We start from the raw sequence: 18,012 nt of genomic DNA, 5'->3' as shown, positions 1-18,012 counted from the left end.
GCTCATGATCCAGCAATGCAGCCAGTGCCCACTACCAACAGTTCGGCTTGTACTCCGGGCGAATTGCACCTGACCCAATTGCGGACATTGCGCGCGCTCGCTCCCGTATCCAACTTCGGCCATTCATTCACATCAGTAGGGTAGCGCCGTTAATCCGCCGCGCGCAGGGGCCGTTAGGGGGGCGCTGAGCTCTAGCTTTAATGCTCATCGCACGCGCACCACGAGCTTGCCCTTGGCCCCGCCCTTGTCGAGCTGGGCCATCGCATCGTTCATCCGCTCGAACGGAAAGACCCGGTCGACGACGGGTTTGATCGTCCCGTTCTCCAGCAGCGACGTAAGCTTGCCCAGCTGCCCGCCATCGGCATGCATGAACAGAAACTAATAATCGACGCCCGCCCGCTTCGCCTTGCGGCGGATGCCCGCACTCGTCGCGCGCAGCAACAGGCGCAGGACGATGTTCAGCCCCTGCGCCTTTGCGAATGCCGGATCAGGCGGCCCGGAAATCGAGATCAGCTTGCCGCCGGGCTTGAGCACCTTGAGTGACTTCTCCAGCGTTTTGCCGTCCAGGCTGTTGAGCACGACGTCATAACCGGACAGTTCCTGCGAAAAATCCTGCATCTTGTAGTCGATCACGACATCCGCGCCGAGCCTGCGGACGAACTCCGCGTTGGTCGCGCTCGCCGTCGTCGCGACGGTCGCGCCGAGATGCCTCGCAAGCTGGATTGCCAGCGTGCCGACCCCGCCCGAGCCGGCATGGATCAGAACCTTCTGCCCCTTTTTGAGGTTCGCACGCTCGACCAGCACCTGCCAGACGGTCAACCCGACGAGCGGGATCGAAGCAGCTTCCTCCATCGACAGGTTGGCGGGTTTCAGCGCGAGGTCGCCCTGCTTGACGGCGATCCGCTCGGCGAACGTGCCGATATGGCCGTCGCGCGGGCGGGCATAGACCTCGTCGCCCGGTTTGAACCCCCGTACTGCCTGACCAACCGACACTACCGTGCCGGCCAGATCATGCCCCAGCAGGAAGGGAGGCTTGTAGGGCAGGATGGGCTTGAACGCGCCGTCGCGGATTTTCGCGTCAAGCTGGTTGAGGCCGGCCGCGCGGATATCGACCAACACCTCGTCGGCCGCAGGTACAGGCTCGGGCATGTCGCCAAGCCGCAGCTGCTGCTGCTTGCCGTAGCGATCAAGAACATAGGCTTTCATCTGCCCTCTCCTCAGGCGTCGGCCAGTGTCGGATAGTCGGTGTACCCCTTCGCACCGCCACCGTAGAGGGTGGACGGGTCGAGCTGATTGAGCTCTGCCCCCGACTTCAGCCGCTCGACGAAATCGGGATTGGCGATGAAGCCGCGCCCAAAGGCGAACAGGTCCGCCTTGCCTGCCGCCAGCTGCTCCTCGGCGAGTGCCTTGTCGAAGCCGTTGTTGGCGAGGAAGGTACCGCCGAACTTACGACGCAGCGCGCCATAGTCGAACGGCTTGGCATCGCGCGGCCCACCGGTCGCACCCTCGACGACGTGGAGATAGGCGATCTTCATCGCGCCCAGCCGCTCCGCGGCATGGTCGAACTGCGGCTGCTCGTCGTCCGCCGGCACGATGCCGCTCGCAGGCGAGACGGGCGACAGGCGCACGCCGGTCCGGTTCGCGCCGATCTCACCCGCGACGGCGGCCGTCACCTCGAGCAGCAGACGCGCACGGTTCTCGATCGAACCGCCATAGGCATCGGTTCGCACGTTCGCTGTCTCACGCAGGAATTCGTCGAGCAGATACCCATTGGCGCCATGCACCTCGACTCCGTCGAAGCCTGCCTCGATCGCGTTCGCGGCCGCCTGGCGGAAGCTGTCGACGATGCCGGGCAGTTCGTCCAGTTCGAGCGCGCGCGGCTCTGACACGTCGGCGAAGGCGTTGTTGACGAAGGTCTTGGCCTCGGCGCGGATCGCCGACGGGGCGACCGGCGCCGTGCCGCCGTGTAGATCGACATGGCTGACGCGCCCGACATGCCAGAGCTGGACGAAGATGTGACCGCCCTTCGCATGGACTGCGTCGGTCACCGTGCGCCATGCAGCAATTTGCTCGGGCGTGTAGAGGCCAGGCGTGTCCTGATACCCCTGCGCCTGCGCCGACACCTGCGTCGCCTCGGTGATGATGAGGCCGGCGGACGCGCGCTGTGCATAATATTCCGCCGCATGCTCGCTCGGCAGGAGGCCGGGCGCGGCGCGGTTGCGGGTCAGCGGCGCCATGACGATACGATTGGGCAGCGTCAGCGGGCCGAGTTGGTAGGGGGAGAACAGATCGCTCATCGTTGGTCCTTGTCGCAAAAAGAGGTCAGGCCGCGGTGTAGCGCGGCGCGGGGTGGACCGAGCCGAAGTGCGGCAGCATCGCCTGACGCGCCTGATCGAACGCGTCCCACAGGGTGCCGTCGTGGAGCGGTGGGATGGTGACGCCTTCGCGGCGGTCGAAGCCGACAAGCGCGGCGTCGACCAGCTCGTTCACGTCCATCATCGGCGGAAGGCTCGCCTCATCGGCGCCGGCACGGCCCCACAGCTCCGTGCGGGTTGCCGCCGGCAGCACCGCCTGGACGTAAACCCCCTTGGGTCCGAGTTCGAGCGACAAACCCTGCGACAGGAAGAGGACAAAGGCCTTGGTCGCGCCATAGACGCTCATGCCGAACTCGGGGGCAAGGCCAACAACCGAACCGATGTTGACGATCGCGCCCTCGCCAACCTGCGCCAGCCGTGGAGCGATTGCGCTGGCGAGGCGGACGACCGAGGTGGTGTTGAGCGCGACCAGCCGATCCACGGCGTCGGTCGATTGATCGACGAACGTGCCGTTCAACCCCGCGCCGGCGTTGTTGATGAGGATGCCAATTTTAGCGTCGTCGCGCAGTCGCGTCTCGACGGTCGCCAACTGTGCGGTGTCGGTCAGATCGGCGGGCAGCACGTCGACTGCGACGCCACGTTCCGACGACAGCTTCGTCGCCAGGGCGTTCAGCCGCGCCTCGTCGCGGGCCACCAGTACGAGATCGTGGCCGCGCCTGGCGAAACGATCAGCATAGGTGGCACCGATCCCGGTCGAGGCGCCGGAGATGAGAATGGTCGGTTTAGTCATCCTGTTGCCCTTTGCGGCTAAAGCATTATATTCATGACAGTCGTCACGATAAGCGTTTATGTGATGGCCGTCATAAATATGTCAACGGGGTGATCGGAGATTTTCGCATGAGGGTCAGTCGCGACCAGATGGCGACGAACAGGGTACGCATCCTCACCGAAGCAAGCCGGCTGTTCCGGGAGCGAGGCTTCGATGCGGTGACCGTGTCGGAGGTGATGAAGGCTGCCGGGCAGACCCATGGCGGCTTCTACAGCCACTTCGCGTCCAAGGACGATCTGGTTGCCCAGACCATCGCATTCGCGCTCGACGGCGAGGGTGAGACGATGCCTGATCTGCAACGCTGGATCGATGTCTATCTGTCGCCGCTGCACCGCGATCATGCGGGCGAAGGATGCCCGACCGCCAGCCTGGCCGGGCTGATGCGCCAGCAGACGAAGGAAGCGCGCGTCGCGATGGCCAAGGGCCTGGACGCACAGATCGACCGGTTTGCGCGCTCCTTGCCCGCAGGCGATCCGGCGTCACGCCGACGCGCTGCAATCGGGCGTTGGTCGGCAATGGTGGGTGCCCTCGTCATGGCACGCGCGGTTGACGATCAGGCGCTGGCCGACGAGCTGCTGAGCAGCACGCGGGCGTGGATCGGGGTCGCAGGCGATGCTGCCGACAGCGACATATCAGGCGAACCCAGCCGATGGACGTGACGCCGGGCCGTGCGGATTGTGAGCGGCCACGACCAGCTTGCGGCGCTGATGGCACGGCTTCGGCCCGGCCTGTCGCTAACGGCGCATGTCAATCTCGATAAGAAGCAGGAGAGCAAACGATGAGCGAAATGATGCCCGAGGCAGACGGTCTGGCGCAGGTCAAAGCGCTGCTCGCCACCGGCCGCCAACCATCGATGGGCGAGACGCTGGGCGTGTCCCTCGTCGAGGTCGATCGCGGCCGGTCGGTGTTCGAGGGGCGGCCCGACGCGAGCGTCCTCAACCCGATGGGAGGCGTGCACGGCGGCTACGCCGCTGCAATGCTCGATAGCGCCTGTGGCATCGCCGCGCATTCGAGCCTGAAGGCCGGGCAAGCCTATACAACGCTGGAACTCAAGATATCCTACGTCCGGGGGCTGACCAAGGAGAGCGGGCTATGTCGCGCGGAGGGACGCGTCGTCTCAGTCGGTCGGCGCGTCGCATTCGCCGAAGCCACTCTCCACGACGAGCGTGGTCGCTTGTGCGCTACGGCTACATCCACGCTGCTGGTGTTCGAGGCCCAGCCGTCACCCTGACGTATCGGACAGCCGGTCCGCGATAAGGGCGGTGACCACGGTCTGGACGACATGTACCGTCCAGCGTTCAGCTGCCTTACGTGGTCCCGCCTCTATCTCGCCATCGGTGATCCCGAGGGCGGGGGCGATCGCGCCCATGTTTATCGCATAAAGGGCCGTGCCATAGCTGGCCGCCAGCAGCGGTGCCGGAATATCCGGAGCCAATTTCCGGACGGTCGGCCACGCAGCCGCGAAGGCAGCCGAGGCAGCCAGATGGTTGGCGAACTCGACGATACTTGTCCCGGCATCGCCAATCACGGCGCGACTTCCCGCTACGTCGTCAATCCAGTCTACGGCGTCGCGATCGAGCGTCTTACCGAATACGCTAGTCTTGCGGGCCACCGTCATCAGCGCGGTGGTGGCAACACCGGCCACGAGGCCACCGATGATGGCGGCGGGACGCGTGCGCATCAATTAAGTCCTATCCGCAAGGTAGCCGTCTCGGGCGTGAGACGATTGATCACCGAGTAGTTGATCGCAGTCCACCATTCGGACCCCTCCCCGGTCAAGGCCGTCTCCGACGCCTCGATGGCGGCATGATCGTCATGGACCAGATAATCCTCGACGTCATTCATGCAGGCGAAGGACAGTACCGATACCGCGTCGATCTTCACGCCTTCGGGGTCCTCCTGCGTCGAGCCGATATTGTGAAGCTGCGCGTAGCGGCGGACGAGGTCGCGCGTGGCGCCCTGCGCCAGCACCAGGTCCGCATGTTCGCCGAGGAGACGGTGCTGAAAATCGTCGCGCGTGATGTCGGGGCGGCGGACGTGGATCTTAACGAGGCTCACGGGATCGCGGTGACGCTCGCTTGGGATCAGGATGTGCTCGCGCGCGATCTCGCGCGTCACCATGCGAAACGCCGTCTGCTCATCGGCGATGATGCGCTCCGCGAACTTCTCCTGGCCGAGCACACGCTCGATGTCGTCCTCCTCGGCATAGGCAATATAGGCGAAGCCGTCCCATTTGGGTCGACCGTAATCGGGCACCCGCTTCTCCGGATCGGATGGCAGCCGCCCGTTCTCGTCCACCATCGCGCGGTATGGCGGGCGGAAGAACGACGACGGTCCGGACGCCACGCGGTGCACCTGATCGTAGCGCAGCACCCGCGCCGACGAGCTGCCCGGCTCATCCCAGGCGAATTTGGGACCATGGACCTTGCGCCAATATTCATCCCAATGCTCGAAGGCGATGTTGCGATCGTCCTCGATCGCCAGTGCGCCGGGCCGCCAGTTTGGATGCCTGACCTCATGCCCGTGCCGGTTGCGAGCGGACCCCTCATCCTGTGGACGTTCGCTACGCGGCGTCGCGTCGACGCGGCTGACAAAGGTGGGCGTGACGATCAGCGGCCGCCCGGTCGGACGCCTGGTTTCCCCGAGCGGTGGGCGGTGCTGGTTGTCCGTACGGTCGAAGTCGATCGGCATGGTGGCTCCGCAATCAGCTGGACGGCGTGCCGTCAGAACGCGGACTGAATGCATCGCGGGTGGGTTGGTATCCCGCAGAGCCGAGCCGCCGCCTCCCGATGATGTCGACGACCGCCAAGCAGGCGATGCGGATCGTAACCGGATCCTTCAATGTCCCCTTCGCGAGAGAAGCTGACAGCAAGCCCTGATCTACTGCTTATCGATTGGGATGGTGAAACGGGAAGAGCCGACCGGCGGCTTTTGAACGCGCAGATGCCGTGACGTCCGCGGCCGTCGCGCTGACCGCTAAGCCTGCCTATAAGACAGACGAGGTAAGCGGGAACATCATCATGGATCAAAAGCGACTCCGTGGCTCCTGCCTCTGCGGCTTGGTCACGTATGAGGTGCCGGATGCATTCGAGTACTCACTGATATGTCATTGCTCGCAATGCAGAAGGGCAACTGGTGCCTCCTCCAAGCCGTTCGCTGGCATTCCAATGACCGAGCTGACAATCCACAATCGAAACGCCATAAGACCTTATGGTGATGAGAACGGTTTCGATGCACGATGTGAGCGATGCGGTTCTCTTCTGTTTTCAAGCGTGCGCGATGGAGCCTACGCACACGTAACTTTGGGCACCTTGCTGGATGATCCGTCGATTCGTCCGAGCGCGCACATATTTGCTGATTCGAAAGCTTCATGGGAAACGCTCTTTGACAAGCTTCCTCAATTCTCTGAATTGCCCAATTGAAGGCAGGCCAGCTCGTCGAAATTAGGCCCGAGTCGAAGCTGAACAATTGACCGATTTCATGCATAGGCGCGCCGCTACCGAGCGGTGGGCTTTGGGGAGCACGTCACGCTGGAAGCAAGACCAAGCCTCCTCACCACTTTCCCGCAAATGGAACGGCGGGAGGGGACGACCAAGGCCGTTGCATCTGCGATCAAAAGTTAGGAGCGCGATTGCCTTTTGAAACTCCACTGGCGAGCGTTTTCGAGAAGAACCGCACCACCTCTTCATCAAAGCGCTGGTGAAAGGCGATCCGGTCGAAGCTTGGCGCGCTCCGGCAAAGCTGTGGCATGGAGGCCGAGTCGGCGCACGGCGCCAGGAAGTCGAAATGGCCAGCAGCCGGGACGGAGTGGAACTCCGGCTGCCGTGGCAGTGCGGCCTTTACCGCGTCCGCATAGAACGGTGCCGGAAGGATATGATCGTCGTCGGCCCGCCAGAGCTGCACGGGCATGGTGACATCGGCCAAGCCTGCCCGATCGAACGTAAATCCCAGCGCGGGGGCGGCCACGACAATCGCCTTGATGCGCGGGTCGCGAAGGCTGGGCCAAGGCGCCGGTGACGGTCGCGGCTGTGTCTTCAGCAGCGTGCAATCGTAGAAGGTCGGCTGCTGCCGACAATGATCGGCAAGCGAGGCGAGGTCGGGTCGCCCGCCAGCAGCGGCAAGAACCGTGAACCCGCCGGCCGAGAAACCGAAGGCCCCAATCCGATCGGGGTCGATCGCCGCGCGCCCCGGCCATGCCTGCAACATGTACGAGATGGTGGCGCTGAGCGCGGCCGGGCGGCCTTCGATGCGGGTTGCCCGGCTGTTGTCCCGCCAGTTGTCGCCGGGGTGGGTCAGCGCCGCGACGATGAAGCCGGCGCGGGCCAGCGCGACCGCTGTATCGACGTGCCCGGCGAAGTCGCCCCCGGTCCCGTGCGAGATGACAATCAGCGGGTGCCGTTTGTCCGGCACGGGCGCGCCAGGCACCACGTTCTGCCCGTAGAGACCAAGGCGCTGGTGGACCGGCGTGCCGGACGCGGGATACCAGACGCCCACCTCGGTTCCATCCGCCGTGACCTCATGCTCGAAGCCAGCTTGATGGGTCTGGGCTTGGACTGCTGGCGCAGCGATCATGAGGAATAGGGCGGAAAGAGCAAGGCGCAGCGGCATGACGGACTCCATGGTGATGCGGAGCCTGATGATCGAAGCCACACACCTTCCGGAAGCCGAGTATTCGCCAACGGGCGAACGGGTTCGCGGATCGGCAAACGGGCTTCGCTCGTCATCGTGCTCGCGGTAGAAGGAGAGGTGATCAGCTCCGCTTTCTCTCTCACCGCCACCCGTTGGACGACCCTGCCTCCGGTGCGTTGGATCGGGCTGACCGTCGTCGCGGGCGTGCTGCTAGCGGTCCTGGGGCCGTTCGGCAGCTACATAAACGGCGGCCCCGCGCGACTTCTGAGCTACTGGATAGGCGCCATGCTGCTCGGGCTGGTGCTGTACGGATCGGCATACAGGCTGGTCAGCCTGAGGCTGACGCGCGGCTCGCGCCGATGGTGGCTGGCGCTGGCCGGAGCAACGCTGCTTGCCAGCGTTCCCGAGGCGCTGGCGACGCGAGCGGCGGCATTCCGCCTTTGGCCCGAATTGGCGAAGCTGCACCTGTCGCTGCCGCTATGGTTCGCGCAGACGACGACGATCGGGCTGGTAGCGATGGGCTGCGTCGGCCTCGTTGTCCGCCGCTCGGCAACCATGCCGGACGATTTGGCTGCGCCGTCCGCTCCGGTCGAACCGGCGGTGATGCCGCTGGGCGGCGACGTGCTGGCGCTGCAAATGGAGGATCACTACGTTCGCGTGCATCGTCCCGCCAGTACCGAGCTGATCCTGATGTCCCTCGGCCGTGCGATCGAGGCCATGCAGGCGGAGGGATTGCGGACGCATCGATCATGGTGGGTTGCGAGCCATGCTGTATCGGCCGTCGAAGGCAACACCCGATCCATGCGCCTTCGGCTAACGAACGGCGTGGTCGCGCCTGTGGCCCGCTCTGCCGTCATCCACCTCAAAGCTGCCGGATGGTTCGTTGACGCTAAAAGCAGCGTCGCCCCCCGCGCAGCGACATGACCGCTGCACGATAGCCAGCCCTCCTTTCACAATGGGATCGAGTATCGGGAACGGGCAACCGTTCCCAAAAACTGTCTGAAACCCTGAAATGAGAAACCGGCAGGGTAGTAATTGGCCGCTCGATCGTCACCCGGTATGATCTGACAATGGCATCCCCACAGCCTGATCCTTCGACCAACCACACCCGCAAAGCCTTGCTCGCCTCGTTGTCCGCTCACTGCGTCATCGATGCCCGTGGAGGGCTTGACGGCAATGTGCCCCCGATGGTGTCGGCGTTCGTCACCCGCGAGCGCGAGTGCATCGCCAGCTTCCGCCCCACTACGGCGGGGTTGGTCGTCGTCATCGAGGGGAGTAAACAGGTGGCTTGGGGCGGCGAGCGCAGGACGTGCGCTGCCGGCGATACCTTGTTCCTACCTGCGGACGCGGTGCTGGATGTCGTCAACGATCCTGACCCTGCCACCGGCATCTACCGTGCCCTGTATCTGCAATTCTCACGCCCCATGATGATCGAGGCGGCGAGACGGTGGCCCGAGTTCGCGGCTCGCGAACCCGGTCACGGTATCGCGTCCGTGCCACTGGACGACGCCCTTGCATCCGCCCTTGTCCATGTCGCGGAAGGGCTGCACCGTTGCTCCACACGGATGAACGCTCACCGGCTTCTCGGCGTCGTCGGCCATTTGGCGGAACGTGGCATCATCCGCTTCGCGCCCAAATATGTCGAGCGATCCGTTGTGGAGGCGGTCTGCCTCCTGGTCCGGCATCGCCTCGACCAGTCGTGGTCGGCCGGAGCGGTCGCGACGGCGCTCGGCATGTCGGAAGCGACCTTGCGGCGACGGTTGGCGGCGGAAGGCCGGTCGCTCCGAACGGTGATGCTTGGCGAGCGCATGGAAGCGGCCCGGCTACTTCTGGGCGAGCGAACAGCCGACGTGGCGCAGGCGATGGCGGCGACGGGCTATGTTTCCCGCTCGCATTTCAGCCGACATTATCAGACCGCGCACGGCGCGCTGCCTTCGCACACTCGGCGCCGACAATCGGAACCGGCTCAAAAGTGAGCGTTTCGGGCGCTGGCGTCATCGGCGCTGCGCTACCGTGCCTCCGTCTAACAGGAGGACGATGTGCGGTTCTGGCTCGGAGTAATGATTTGCCTCGGTGCGATGGTTGCGCCGGTATCGGCCGTGACAACGGAGGGCGTGCTGGCCGTCGCGATCGACGGTCTCGCTTCCGACCGGCGGCTGCCCGCTCGCGCCGCCTTCTGCGCGGCGGACGGAGCTGACGCGCGGACATTCGACACCAGCCCGGCGGTACGTTGGAGCAAAGGTCCTAACGCGACCCGCTCCTACGTACTGCTGATGGTCGATCCCGACGTGCCGGCGGACCTCACGCTGATCGAACGCCCTGGCGTCAATATCGCGGCCGACGCACCTCGGCAGACCATCTATCACTGGGTGCTGGCCGACATACCACCTGCAACCCGCTCGTTCGCTGAAGGCGCGGATGGGCGCGGCTTGGTCCCGCACGGAAAGCCGATCGGCAAAGGTCCGGCCGGCGTTCGCGGCGCGAACGGCTATACGAAGTTCCTGCGCGATATGCCCGCGATGGCAGGCATCTACGGCGGCTATGACGGGCCGTGCCCGCCCAGGAACGATGATCGCACGCATCGCTATATCGTCACTGTCTATGCGCTCGACGTGCCGACGATCGGCCTTGCCGGAGCATTCGACGGGCGAGCGGTAGAGGCGGCCATAGCCAGCCACATTCTCGCGCGTGGCTCCGCTACCGCCTTGTATAGCCGCCGGCCCGAATAGGAACCGGGAAGTGCCTGACTTCCTATGGATACCGGCGACGATCGCCGCGTCGATCTTTCAGGTCTGCCGCAATGCCCTGCAACGGGGCGTGATGACCTCATCGGGGCCGTGGGGCGCGACCCTCGTGCGCTTCATGTTCGGCCTGCCATTCTCGCTGGCCTTCGTCGCCGTTGCGCTCCTGCTCACGCCTCACCTTGATCCTCAATGGACGGGGGCGTTTTGGCTTTCGGCGGTCGTCGGGGCGGTAAGCCAGATACTGGCGACCGCCGCCCTGTTGAGCGCGATGCATCGTTCGGGCTTCGCGGTCGGTACGGCCCTCCAGCAAAGCTCGCTGCCGCTGGCGGCGCTGCTCGGGCTGGTCATCTATGGGGACCAGATCAGCGGGATCGCCTGGCTGGGCGTGGCAATTACCACGACTGGGCTGGCGATGCTGAGCTGGCCGTCTCCCCGGCAAATACGCGCTTCGCTTGCCGGAGCCACGTTCGGGCTCATCTCCGGTCTGTTCTTCGGCTTTTCGCTCAATGCGTTCCGCCACGCGGCACTTGCCCTGGACAACGGCCACCCGGTGTTCGCCGCGATCGTCAGCGTCGCCGTCGTTCAAGCGCTGCAAACGCTGGCGCTGATCGTCTTCCTGTCATGGCGGGATCGAGCGGCACTACGGGAGGTGCTGCGCCGCTGGCGACCATCGTTGGCGGCCGGCCTGTGCGGTGCCTGCGCGTCTGCCGGCTGGTTTATTGCGCTCGCCCTGTCACCGGCAGCGCCCGTTCGCGCCCTCGGTATTATTGAGGCCCCGATCGCTGCAATTGCCGGCCATAGATTGTTCCGAGAAGCACTGAGCACCCGACAAATAGTAGCTGGCACCGCGATCGTCATCGGCGTGCTGCTTACCACCCTGTTGTAATCGAGCCTTCCCGAAAAGGAGATCGAATTTTGGGAAAGCCTCTACGGCACAGCCGCGAGGCTCCGAGCGCGTTCTATGTCCTTTGGTCGCCCGAAAGCGGCGAGTATGGCCTGTAGCTCCGCCCTGTCGGGAACGAAGACAACCACGTCATCAAGTTCGATGGGTTGCCTCGTCAAAGGCTGAACCGGCAGCCACGCCTCGCCTGACCAGAGGGAGAAGTCTGCCATGAACTCCACTGGTAGTGGCGTTGTGCCGGTCCAAGTGCCGAAGATTTTCGACCGAAATGCAGCGTGCGTCGATCCCTGACGAAGATGGATGCCGATCATCGGCAGAATGCGTTGCGCATCGGCAATACTCAACAACACGTCCACGTCAGCTACATGGCCTAGATCAGCCCCGTGCAGGGCGACGGCTGCGCTCGCGATAATCCACCAAGGATCACTCGCCTCGACCATGAGGTTTCCGACCGCGTTCAACGACACCAAGAGGGGCTGACTGACCGTCATCCGCTGTTCAATAGCGCCTAAATCCCGCTTGGGATGCTGATTCGCGACGGAACGCGGCTTCCAAGTTTTTGCACTTGGAAGCCGCCGATCACGAGAACTGGCTAAAGTTTCACGGCGGCGTTGCCGCCATCTGCCCAGAGCGCCGATCCTGTGACGAAACTCGACATATCGCTCGCGAGGAACAGCGCTGCCTGGGCGATCTCCTCCGGCCGAGCGATCCGCTTCATCGCGTGAAGACCGGCAGCCCATTCGCGCTGGGCATCATCGCCGGCCATGTCCGTAGCGGTGCCGCCAGGCATGAGGGCGTTCGCGCGGATGCCGGCTGCGGCGTAATCGGCTGTGATGCCTCGGACCAAGCCCATCAGGCCCGCCTTGGCTACGCCGTACGGACCCATGCCCGGCAGCCCCACGCTGTTGCCAACGAAGCTGCTTGTGAAAACAAGCGCGCCGCCCCCTTGCTCGATCATGGCAGGAACCTGCGCCCGAGCCCCCAGAAAAGCCGCTGTCAAATTCACGGCCAGCACTTCCGCCCATTGGCGAGGCTCGATCTCAGCGAGCGGCCCGATGGTCCCAACCAAACCTGCATTGTTGAAAGCGATGTGCAAGCCGCCAAACGTCGCGCGTGCGGCAGCAACCGCCGCATCGTGCGTGCCCGCTTCAGTGACGTCTCCGGCGATAGCGACCGCGCGACCACCTTGATTTTCGATTTCGTCGATGGCTAATTTCAGCGATGCTTCCCGCCGGGCGACGAGCACCACGCACGCACCGTGCGCGGCAAATAGTTTCGCAGCCGCCTTCCCGATGCCAGAACTGGCACCCGTGATAATCGCGACCTTGCCGTCCAGCAGTTTCATTTATTGGCTCCTTGATGGAGGCAATCAGCTAACGAGCCTTCCGGCCGTGCGCGTCCCGTTCCTTGTCATCAAATTAATTACGTGGCTCTGTACCGGATGAGATTTCCCGAAAGGAACGGCCAGCGAGACGGAGCGGGCGTTCTCGGAATCGATCAGGAAGCGGGAGGGCAAATGCCTTCTCGAAACCCGCTCGTAACGATGATGTGATACGCCAGGATGGCAGCATGAGCACCGCTTGACTCTTAAGTCTACATATGGCGCATTAGGACGATGATCCGCAAACGCCGACCTTCCAAGCAGATGCTCTCGCTACTCGCCGTCTTGATCGAGGAGGCATCGGTTTGGCGGCATGGCTACGACCTGATGAAGGACACGGGGCTGTCGTCGGGTACGCTCTATCCGCTCTTGATGCGGATGACCGAGCAAGGCTTGGTTGAGGCCGAATGGCGGGAACCTGTCCAGCGCGGTCGACCGGCGCGCCATGCTTATCGGTTGACCTCTAACGGTATTGCTCTCGCCAGATCGATCGCGCTGGAGGTCCACACTCCGTCCGGGTTGTCGCTCGCATGACAACCCGCGCGGCGCAGCTCGTGATGACCTTGGCGCTTCGGTGCCTGCCGCGCGATGGTAGCGAGTGGGCGAAGGCGATGTTGGCAGAGTTCGACATAGCTCGGGGCGAAGGCAAGCCGCTCGGCTTTGCATTCGGATGTCTGATTGCCGGATGGCGTCGGCTGCCCTTCCACGGCGAAGGACAGCTCGCCTTGGTGTGTCACGTCCTCGCGCTCGGCCTGATCGTGCCGATCGCCACCTTCCATCTCGGCTGCGCACTGTCCGGAGCTAGGTTCCTGCTGTCGGGGCACGACCACTATCATGCCGTGCTAATGGCTGGCGGTGTTCGCGGACACGTCCTCGCCGATGCGTATCTGGCGGCAACCCCGGTATTGACGCTGCTGCTACTGCTGCTCGGCTCCGCTCACCTGGCCGTCGCCTGGTCCATTCTCGACGGACGATGGCGCAGGGCGGCGATCATCTGGCTTGTGGCAGCGGTCATTGCAGCCGCGATCGTCGGCATCGTGTTCACGATCATCCCCGATGTCGGCGGCAGCGCGATCCAATTCGCGGCGCTGGCGATCGAGCTGGCGGCGATCCCGCTATTGGCAACGTGGCAAAAGACCCGTGCCGGTTCATCCTATCTGACGGAGTCCTGATGAAGACGGTGATAATGGTCGCGGCGCTCGCCGCCACAGGCGCAGCGGCACCGAAGATGAACGGCGCACACCTGCAAGCCGGTTCGACCTGTTACGCGATCGTGGCTGGCGACAAGACGATCGGTTCGACGTTGCAGACCGTCATGGCGTCGCGCGTCGGTAGTAAGCCGGTGTGGGATATCGTCGTTCATCAGAAGCTCGCCAACGGCAGCTTCGACATGCGCGACCATTTCATTGTTGATCGCAAGACGCTGTTGCCGATCAGAATGGACAGCCAGCGCGGGCGGGAGCGCACCGAAAGGGGATGGCACCGGGTCAGCGTTGAATATGGTCCGCGCAACGTCCGCGGCACCAGGGAGACGGCCACCGGCTCGAAACCATTGGAGGCGACGCTGACGGGTCCGACTTGGGACGGCAACCTGTGGGGGCTAACCTTCGCCGCGCTGCCGCTGAAGGCGGGAGGCACCTACGCCGTTCCTTTCTGGCAGTACGACAAGGGGCCGGGCACCTTCACCGCGCGGGTCGTCGGCAGTGAGGATGTGAATACGCCATCGGGCAAGGTAGCGGCTTGGGTCGTAGAGGCCGGAGACGATCCGGCACAGCTTGTGCGCTACAAGATCGCGAAGGCAACACGTCAGGAGCTGGGATACATCGCCGGCCCCAGTGGTCAGCGCCTCGGCGGGGTCTGCCAGTGACCAACGGCCTCTCGCTATACGAACGCCCTGATTTGGCGACCGAACGCTTGGTTCTCAGACGTCCCAACGATGGTGATTTGAATGCCATCGTGGATATCGTCGGAAACTGGGAGGTTGCACGTCGTCTGGCGCGGGTTCCCCATCCTTATGGGCCAGATGACGCGCGGTTCTTCCTCGACCAGATTGTGCCCGCCGAATGGGTGTGGGCGATAACTCTACAAGGTTCCGATGGGCTTATCGGCGCGGTAGGGCTGACCCCGGAGAGTGACGCTGAAACCGCCGAGCTGGGTTACTGGCTGTCCCCCGCTTACTGGGGGAGGGGGATTACAACGGAGGCGGCGAGGACGGTTATCCTCTTCGGCTTCAAAAACGTCGGCTACCCTTCTCTCACCTCCGGTTATTTCGAGGACAACCCCGCCTCGGGGCAGGTGCTACGTAAGCTCGGTTTTATCGAAAATGGTCAAGTTATGCGTCCGTGCCTTGCTGCGGGTGGTGAGGTGCCATCGGTCCGAATGAAGCTGCCACGCCCTGCCGATTAGGAGCGGCGATCAAGCCGGCGCTTTCCCACGAGGATGGTCAAACGAGAAAGTGCAGCAGACCACCCGGTGCTGTCGTCCCGACAAGCAGCGATATCGAAGGACTGCCCCTCTAGCGAAATACCCTTATAGATCGACTGCTTGGCAATCGGCCCGTCCCGGTCCTGTACCAAGGGGGGGGTCGGGTGCCAGACATGAACAATCAGGGTAGCAACGTGGGGGGCGACGACCTCCGAAGCCTCACAGACGCCTATGATTGGTCGCGCTCGTCGCTCGGCGCGCGCGAGACCTGGCCACGTTCGCTCGAAACTATCATCGATATGATGCTATCGTCGCCGTTCGCGATGTGCGTTGGCTGGGGTCCGGAACTGACGCTGTTGTACAACGACGCCTATATGCCGTTCCTCGGGGCACGGCACCCGTCGTCATTGGGAAAGCCCCTGCAACAGGTGTGGGCCGAAGTCTGGCCCGATATCGAGCCATCGATCGCATCGGCACTCGCAGGCAAGCCGATCGGTCATGAGGACCTGCCCCTCACTATGACACGGCATGGCTATCCGGAGGAGACGTGGTGGACGTTCGCCTATAGTCCGCTGCGCGACGACGATGGCGCAATTGCCGGTTTCCTCGACATCGCGACGGAGACGACCGCCAAAATCGTCCACGAACGCGAACTCGCGGCACGCGAAGCGGAGCTGCGCGCGTTGAACAGCGACCTTGAAGCGCAGATCGTCGCGCGGGGACGCGAGCGGGCGACGACGTGGACGATCACTTCTGAACTCTTGTCGGTCATCGACCTGCGCACCGGCTGCTTCGACCGCGTCAATCCGGCTTGGACTACGACGCTCGGCTGGACGGCACAGGAGTTGGAAGGGTCACCGTTTTCGGACTTCCTCTTGCCTGACGATGCGCTTGCGAGTGCTGCGGCCTTCGAGGAAGTGCGCGAAGGCAATCCGGTGATGCGGTTCGACAATCGCTATCGAACCAAGGATGGTCGGGTCCGCTGGCTGTCGTGGGTCGCTGTGCCCTTCGAGGGGAAGCTTTATTCCAGCGCCCGCGACATCACCGGCGAGCGCGAGCAGATGGATAGGCTCGCGCTGGCGGAAGACGCGTTGCGACAGGCGCAGAAGATGGAGGCGGTCGGCCAGCTCACCGGCGGGGTCGCGCACGACTTCAACAATCTGCTCACCGTCATCCGTGGCTCGGTCGATCTCCTTCGTCGTCCCGATCTCAGCGACGATCGCCGGGCGCGCTACATCGATGCGATCGGCGACACGGCTGACCGGGCCGCCAAGCTGACGGGGCAGCTTCTCGCCTTTGCCCGTAGGCAGGCGCTTACGCCCGAGACATTCGACTGCGGACAAAGCATCGGAGACGTTGCCTTGATGGTTCGCACGCTCACCGGATCGCGGATCGTCATCGAGACAATCGTGCCTGACGAACCCTGCTACGTGGTGGCCGACAAAGGCCAGTTCGACACCGCCGTCATCAATATGAGCATCAACGCTCGTGATGCGATGGACGGTGAGGGCAAGTTGACGATCGTCGTCGGCCCCGTGTCCGGCATCCCGGAAATCCGCCTGCATCCGCCGGTCGCCGGAGACTTCGTCGCGGTGACGATCAGCGACACCGGCAGCGGTATCTCACCCGAGAACGTGGCTCGCATCTTCGAGCCGTTCTTTACCACCAAGGGAGTGGGCAAGGGGACCGGTCTGGGCCTCTCCCAAGTGATCGGCTTTGCCAAACAATCGGACGGCGACATTCGTGTCGAAAGCGGGGAACAGGGCGGCACCACATTCACGCTCTACCTGCCACGCGTGGCGATGGACGGCAGCCGTACGACGGTCGAGGAGGAACAGCCCGTTGCCGTCACGGGCGACGGCGTGTGCGTGCTGGTCGTCGAAGACAATAGCAGCGTCGGCGAGTTTGCCGTCCAGGCACTGCGCGAGCTGGGTTACGACACGATCCTGGCGCTCAACGCTGACGAGGCCCTGGCCGAGCTGGAGAAAGATTGCGACCGCTTCCACATCGTTTTTTCGGACGTGGTGATGCCCGGCATGTCGGGGCTGGAACTGGCGCAGGAGGTACGTCGGCGTCATCCGCGGCTCCCGGTGATCCTCACCAGCGGCTATAGCCACGTGCTTGCACAAAACGGGAGGCACGGCTTCGAGCTGCTGCACAAGCCCTACTCCATCGAGCAGCTTTCCCGCGTGTTCCGGAAGTCGATCACTTGGCAGACACGGCGATAGTGGTACCCATTCCCGATTGGGAACCTGTGACAGGGTTCCCGCCGTGCTGATCGGGCTGACGGACGCCTGCGGGACCCGCTTTCCCAAAATCTGTTCCCGAATGCATTTTCCCGAAACTATCGGGTGAAGATGGAGTAACGGGAAAGCCTCGACCTTCCCAAGCAGTGCGTTTTGGGGATGCAATCGCCGCGGTGAGCGGCCAAGATCGTCCATGTCGCGATCAGTCGCTCAACCGCTACGAAGACCCATAAGTGGACACTAAGCGTACCTTCGCCGCTTCCCGGAAGCTGCCGTTCATTCATCCGTCGAGGCATAAATCCGGGTCCGAGCTGCTGCGACAGACTTGCATAGCCATCGATAAGCGTCAAACCCGCGAGCAAGACAGCTGAAACACCTCGATTGGTTCAAGCGGAGTGACGTGTCAGCATGGTGCCAATATCCAATTGGCTGAAGCGCATTTAAGGATCCGTCGCTTATCTCTGGATTTAGGTGCAAGCGACATCGCCATCTTCCATAGCGTATGCAGCGGATTACCAGAACTTGACGTTCAGCGGTTCACAT

The 18,012-nt window shown here is 63.6% G+C and carries 19 protein-coding genes and 1 pseudogene; 12 read left to right on the top strand and 8 right to left on the bottom strand.

Translation table 11 applies throughout. The features are described from left to right. Window positions 1-204: 204 nt before the first annotated feature. From AC07M8_RS19215 to AC07M8_RS19205, 3 genes and pseudogenes are all read right to left on the bottom strand, one after another. Window positions 205-1,149, bottom strand: a pseudogene (locus tag AC07M8_RS19215) (NADP-dependent oxidoreductase). 68 nt (window positions 1,150-1,217) lie between these two features. Further along, a complete protein-coding gene (locus AC07M8_RS19210) occupies window positions 1,218-2,297 on the bottom strand; it encodes an alkene reductase (protein ID WP_495175833.1) in 1,080 nt (359 codons plus the stop codon). 25 nt (window positions 2,298-2,322) lie between these two features. Further along, window positions 2,323-3,105 (bottom strand): SDR family NAD(P)-dependent oxidoreductase, encoded by a 783-nt coding sequence (locus AC07M8_RS19205; RefSeq protein WP_495175832.1) that lies wholly within the window; start codon window positions 3,103-3,105, stop codon window positions 2,323-2,325. 107 nt (window positions 3,106-3,212) lie between these two features. Between AC07M8_RS19205 and AC07M8_RS19200 the strand changes: the two genes are divergently transcribed. Together AC07M8_RS19200 and AC07M8_RS19195 are read left to right on the top strand one after the other, a co-directional pair. Further along, window positions 3,213-3,803: a TetR/AcrR family transcriptional regulator gene (locus AC07M8_RS19200; RefSeq protein ID WP_495175831.1), complete on the top strand. Its 591-nt coding sequence runs from the start codon at window positions 3,213-3,215 to the stop codon at window positions 3,801-3,803. Between the two features lie 119 nt (window positions 3,804-3,922). Further along, window positions 3,923-4,375, top strand: coding sequence for a PaaI family thioesterase (locus AC07M8_RS19195; RefSeq protein WP_495175830.1), 453 nt, complete (start codon window positions 3,923-3,925; stop codon window positions 4,373-4,375). On the opposite strand, the gene AC07M8_RS19190 is transcribed toward AC07M8_RS19195, so the two are convergent. Together AC07M8_RS19190 and AC07M8_RS19185 are read right to left on the bottom strand one after the other, a co-directional pair. Next, window positions 4,367-4,825 carry a hypothetical protein gene (locus tag AC07M8_RS19190; RefSeq protein ID WP_495175829.1) on the bottom strand — a complete coding sequence of 153 codons (459 nt, stop codon included), beginning with the start codon at window positions 4,823-4,825 and terminating at the stop codon, window positions 4,367-4,369. The genes AC07M8_RS19195 and AC07M8_RS19190 overlap by 9 nt on opposite strands. Beyond that, complete coding sequence (locus tag AC07M8_RS19185) at window positions 4,825-5,835, bottom strand: hypothetical protein (RefSeq protein WP_495175828.1); 1,011 nt, start codon at window positions 5,833-5,835, stop codon at window positions 4,825-4,827. The genes AC07M8_RS19190 and AC07M8_RS19185 overlap by 1 nt, the downstream gene beginning before the upstream one ends. Window positions 5,836-6,164: 329 nt before the next feature. On the opposite strand from AC07M8_RS19185, the gene AC07M8_RS19180 reads away from it, so the two are divergent. Next, window positions 6,165-6,566, top strand: a complete 402-nt coding sequence (locus tag AC07M8_RS19180; RefSeq protein WP_495175834.1) for a GFA family protein — start codon at window positions 6,165-6,167, stop codon at window positions 6,564-6,566. Between the two features lie 190 nt (window positions 6,567-6,756). Here AC07M8_RS19180 and AC07M8_RS19175 read toward each other — a convergent pair whose 3' ends face one another. Then, complete coding sequence (locus AC07M8_RS19175) at window positions 6,757-7,794, bottom strand: alpha/beta hydrolase family protein (protein ID WP_495175827.1); 1,038 nt, start codon at window positions 7,792-7,794, stop codon at window positions 6,757-6,759. A 96-nt stretch (window positions 7,795-7,890) separates the two neighbouring features. On the opposite strand from AC07M8_RS19175, the gene AC07M8_RS19170 reads away from it, so the two are divergent. From AC07M8_RS19170 to AC07M8_RS19155, 4 genes are all read left to right on the top strand, one after another. Next, the gene (locus tag AC07M8_RS19170) at window positions 7,891-8,697 is read left to right on the top strand and encodes a LytTR family DNA-binding domain-containing protein (RefSeq protein WP_495175826.1); all 807 of its coding nucleotides are present in this window, start codon (window positions 7,891-7,893) and stop codon (window positions 8,695-8,697) included. Between the two features lie 263 nt (window positions 8,698-8,960). Further along, window positions 8,961-9,749 (top strand): helix-turn-helix domain-containing protein, encoded by a 789-nt coding sequence (locus AC07M8_RS19165; protein ID WP_495175825.1) that lies wholly within the window; start codon window positions 8,961-8,963, stop codon window positions 9,747-9,749. 63 nt (window positions 9,750-9,812) lie between these two features. Beyond that, window positions 9,813-10,502, top strand: a complete 690-nt coding sequence (locus tag AC07M8_RS19160; protein WP_495175824.1) for a YbhB/YbcL family Raf kinase inhibitor-like protein — start codon at window positions 9,813-9,815, stop codon at window positions 10,500-10,502. A 10-nt stretch (window positions 10,503-10,512) separates the two neighbouring features. Beyond that, a complete protein-coding gene (locus AC07M8_RS19155) occupies window positions 10,513-11,403 on the top strand; it encodes a DMT family transporter (protein ID WP_495175823.1) in 891 nt (296 codons plus the stop codon). 41 nt (window positions 11,404-11,444) lie between these two features. Here AC07M8_RS19155 and AC07M8_RS19150 read toward each other — a convergent pair whose 3' ends face one another. Further along, complete coding sequence (locus tag AC07M8_RS19150; RefSeq protein WP_495175822.1) at window positions 11,445-11,909, bottom strand: hypothetical protein; 465 nt, start codon at window positions 11,907-11,909, stop codon at window positions 11,445-11,447. A gap of 101 nt (window positions 11,910-12,010) precedes the next feature. Beyond that, entirely contained in the window at window positions 12,011-12,763 is a 753-nt protein-coding gene (locus tag AC07M8_RS19145) for an SDR family oxidoreductase (protein ID WP_495175821.1), read from the bottom strand. Window positions 12,764-13,033: 270 nt separating this feature from the next. Between AC07M8_RS19145 and AC07M8_RS19140 the strand changes: the two genes are divergently transcribed. From AC07M8_RS19140 to AC07M8_RS19120, 5 genes are all read left to right on the top strand, one after another. Beyond that, complete coding sequence (locus AC07M8_RS19140; RefSeq protein WP_495175820.1) at window positions 13,034-13,333, top strand: PadR family transcriptional regulator; 300 nt, start codon at window positions 13,034-13,036, stop codon at window positions 13,331-13,333. Then, window positions 13,330-13,971, top strand: coding sequence for a hypothetical protein (locus AC07M8_RS19135; RefSeq protein ID WP_495175819.1), 642 nt, complete (start codon window positions 13,330-13,332; stop codon window positions 13,969-13,971). Before AC07M8_RS19140 ends, AC07M8_RS19135 begins: the two co-directional genes overlap by 4 nt. Further along, window positions 13,971-14,666, top strand: a complete 696-nt coding sequence (locus AC07M8_RS19130) for a DUF3108 domain-containing protein (RefSeq protein ID WP_495175818.1) — start codon at window positions 13,971-13,973, stop codon at window positions 14,664-14,666. Before AC07M8_RS19135 ends, AC07M8_RS19130 begins: the two co-directional genes overlap by 1 nt. Continuing rightward, window positions 14,663-15,205, top strand: coding sequence for a GNAT family N-acetyltransferase (locus AC07M8_RS19125; protein WP_495175817.1), 543 nt, complete (start codon window positions 14,663-14,665; stop codon window positions 15,203-15,205). The genes AC07M8_RS19130 and AC07M8_RS19125 overlap by 4 nt, the downstream gene beginning before the upstream one ends. Before the next feature lie 191 nt (window positions 15,206-15,396). Next, window positions 15,397-17,451 (top strand): hybrid sensor histidine kinase/response regulator, encoded by a 2,055-nt coding sequence (locus tag AC07M8_RS19120; protein WP_495175816.1) that lies wholly within the window; start codon window positions 15,397-15,399, stop codon window positions 17,449-17,451. Window positions 17,452-18,012: the final 561 nt, after the last annotated feature.

The sequence above is a fragment of the Sphingomonas sp. GW821-FHT09E03 genome (assembly GCF_059416225.1).
The sequence above is the reverse complement of the archived record's forward strand: the minus strand, read 5'-3'. Positions and strand labels throughout refer to the sequence as shown.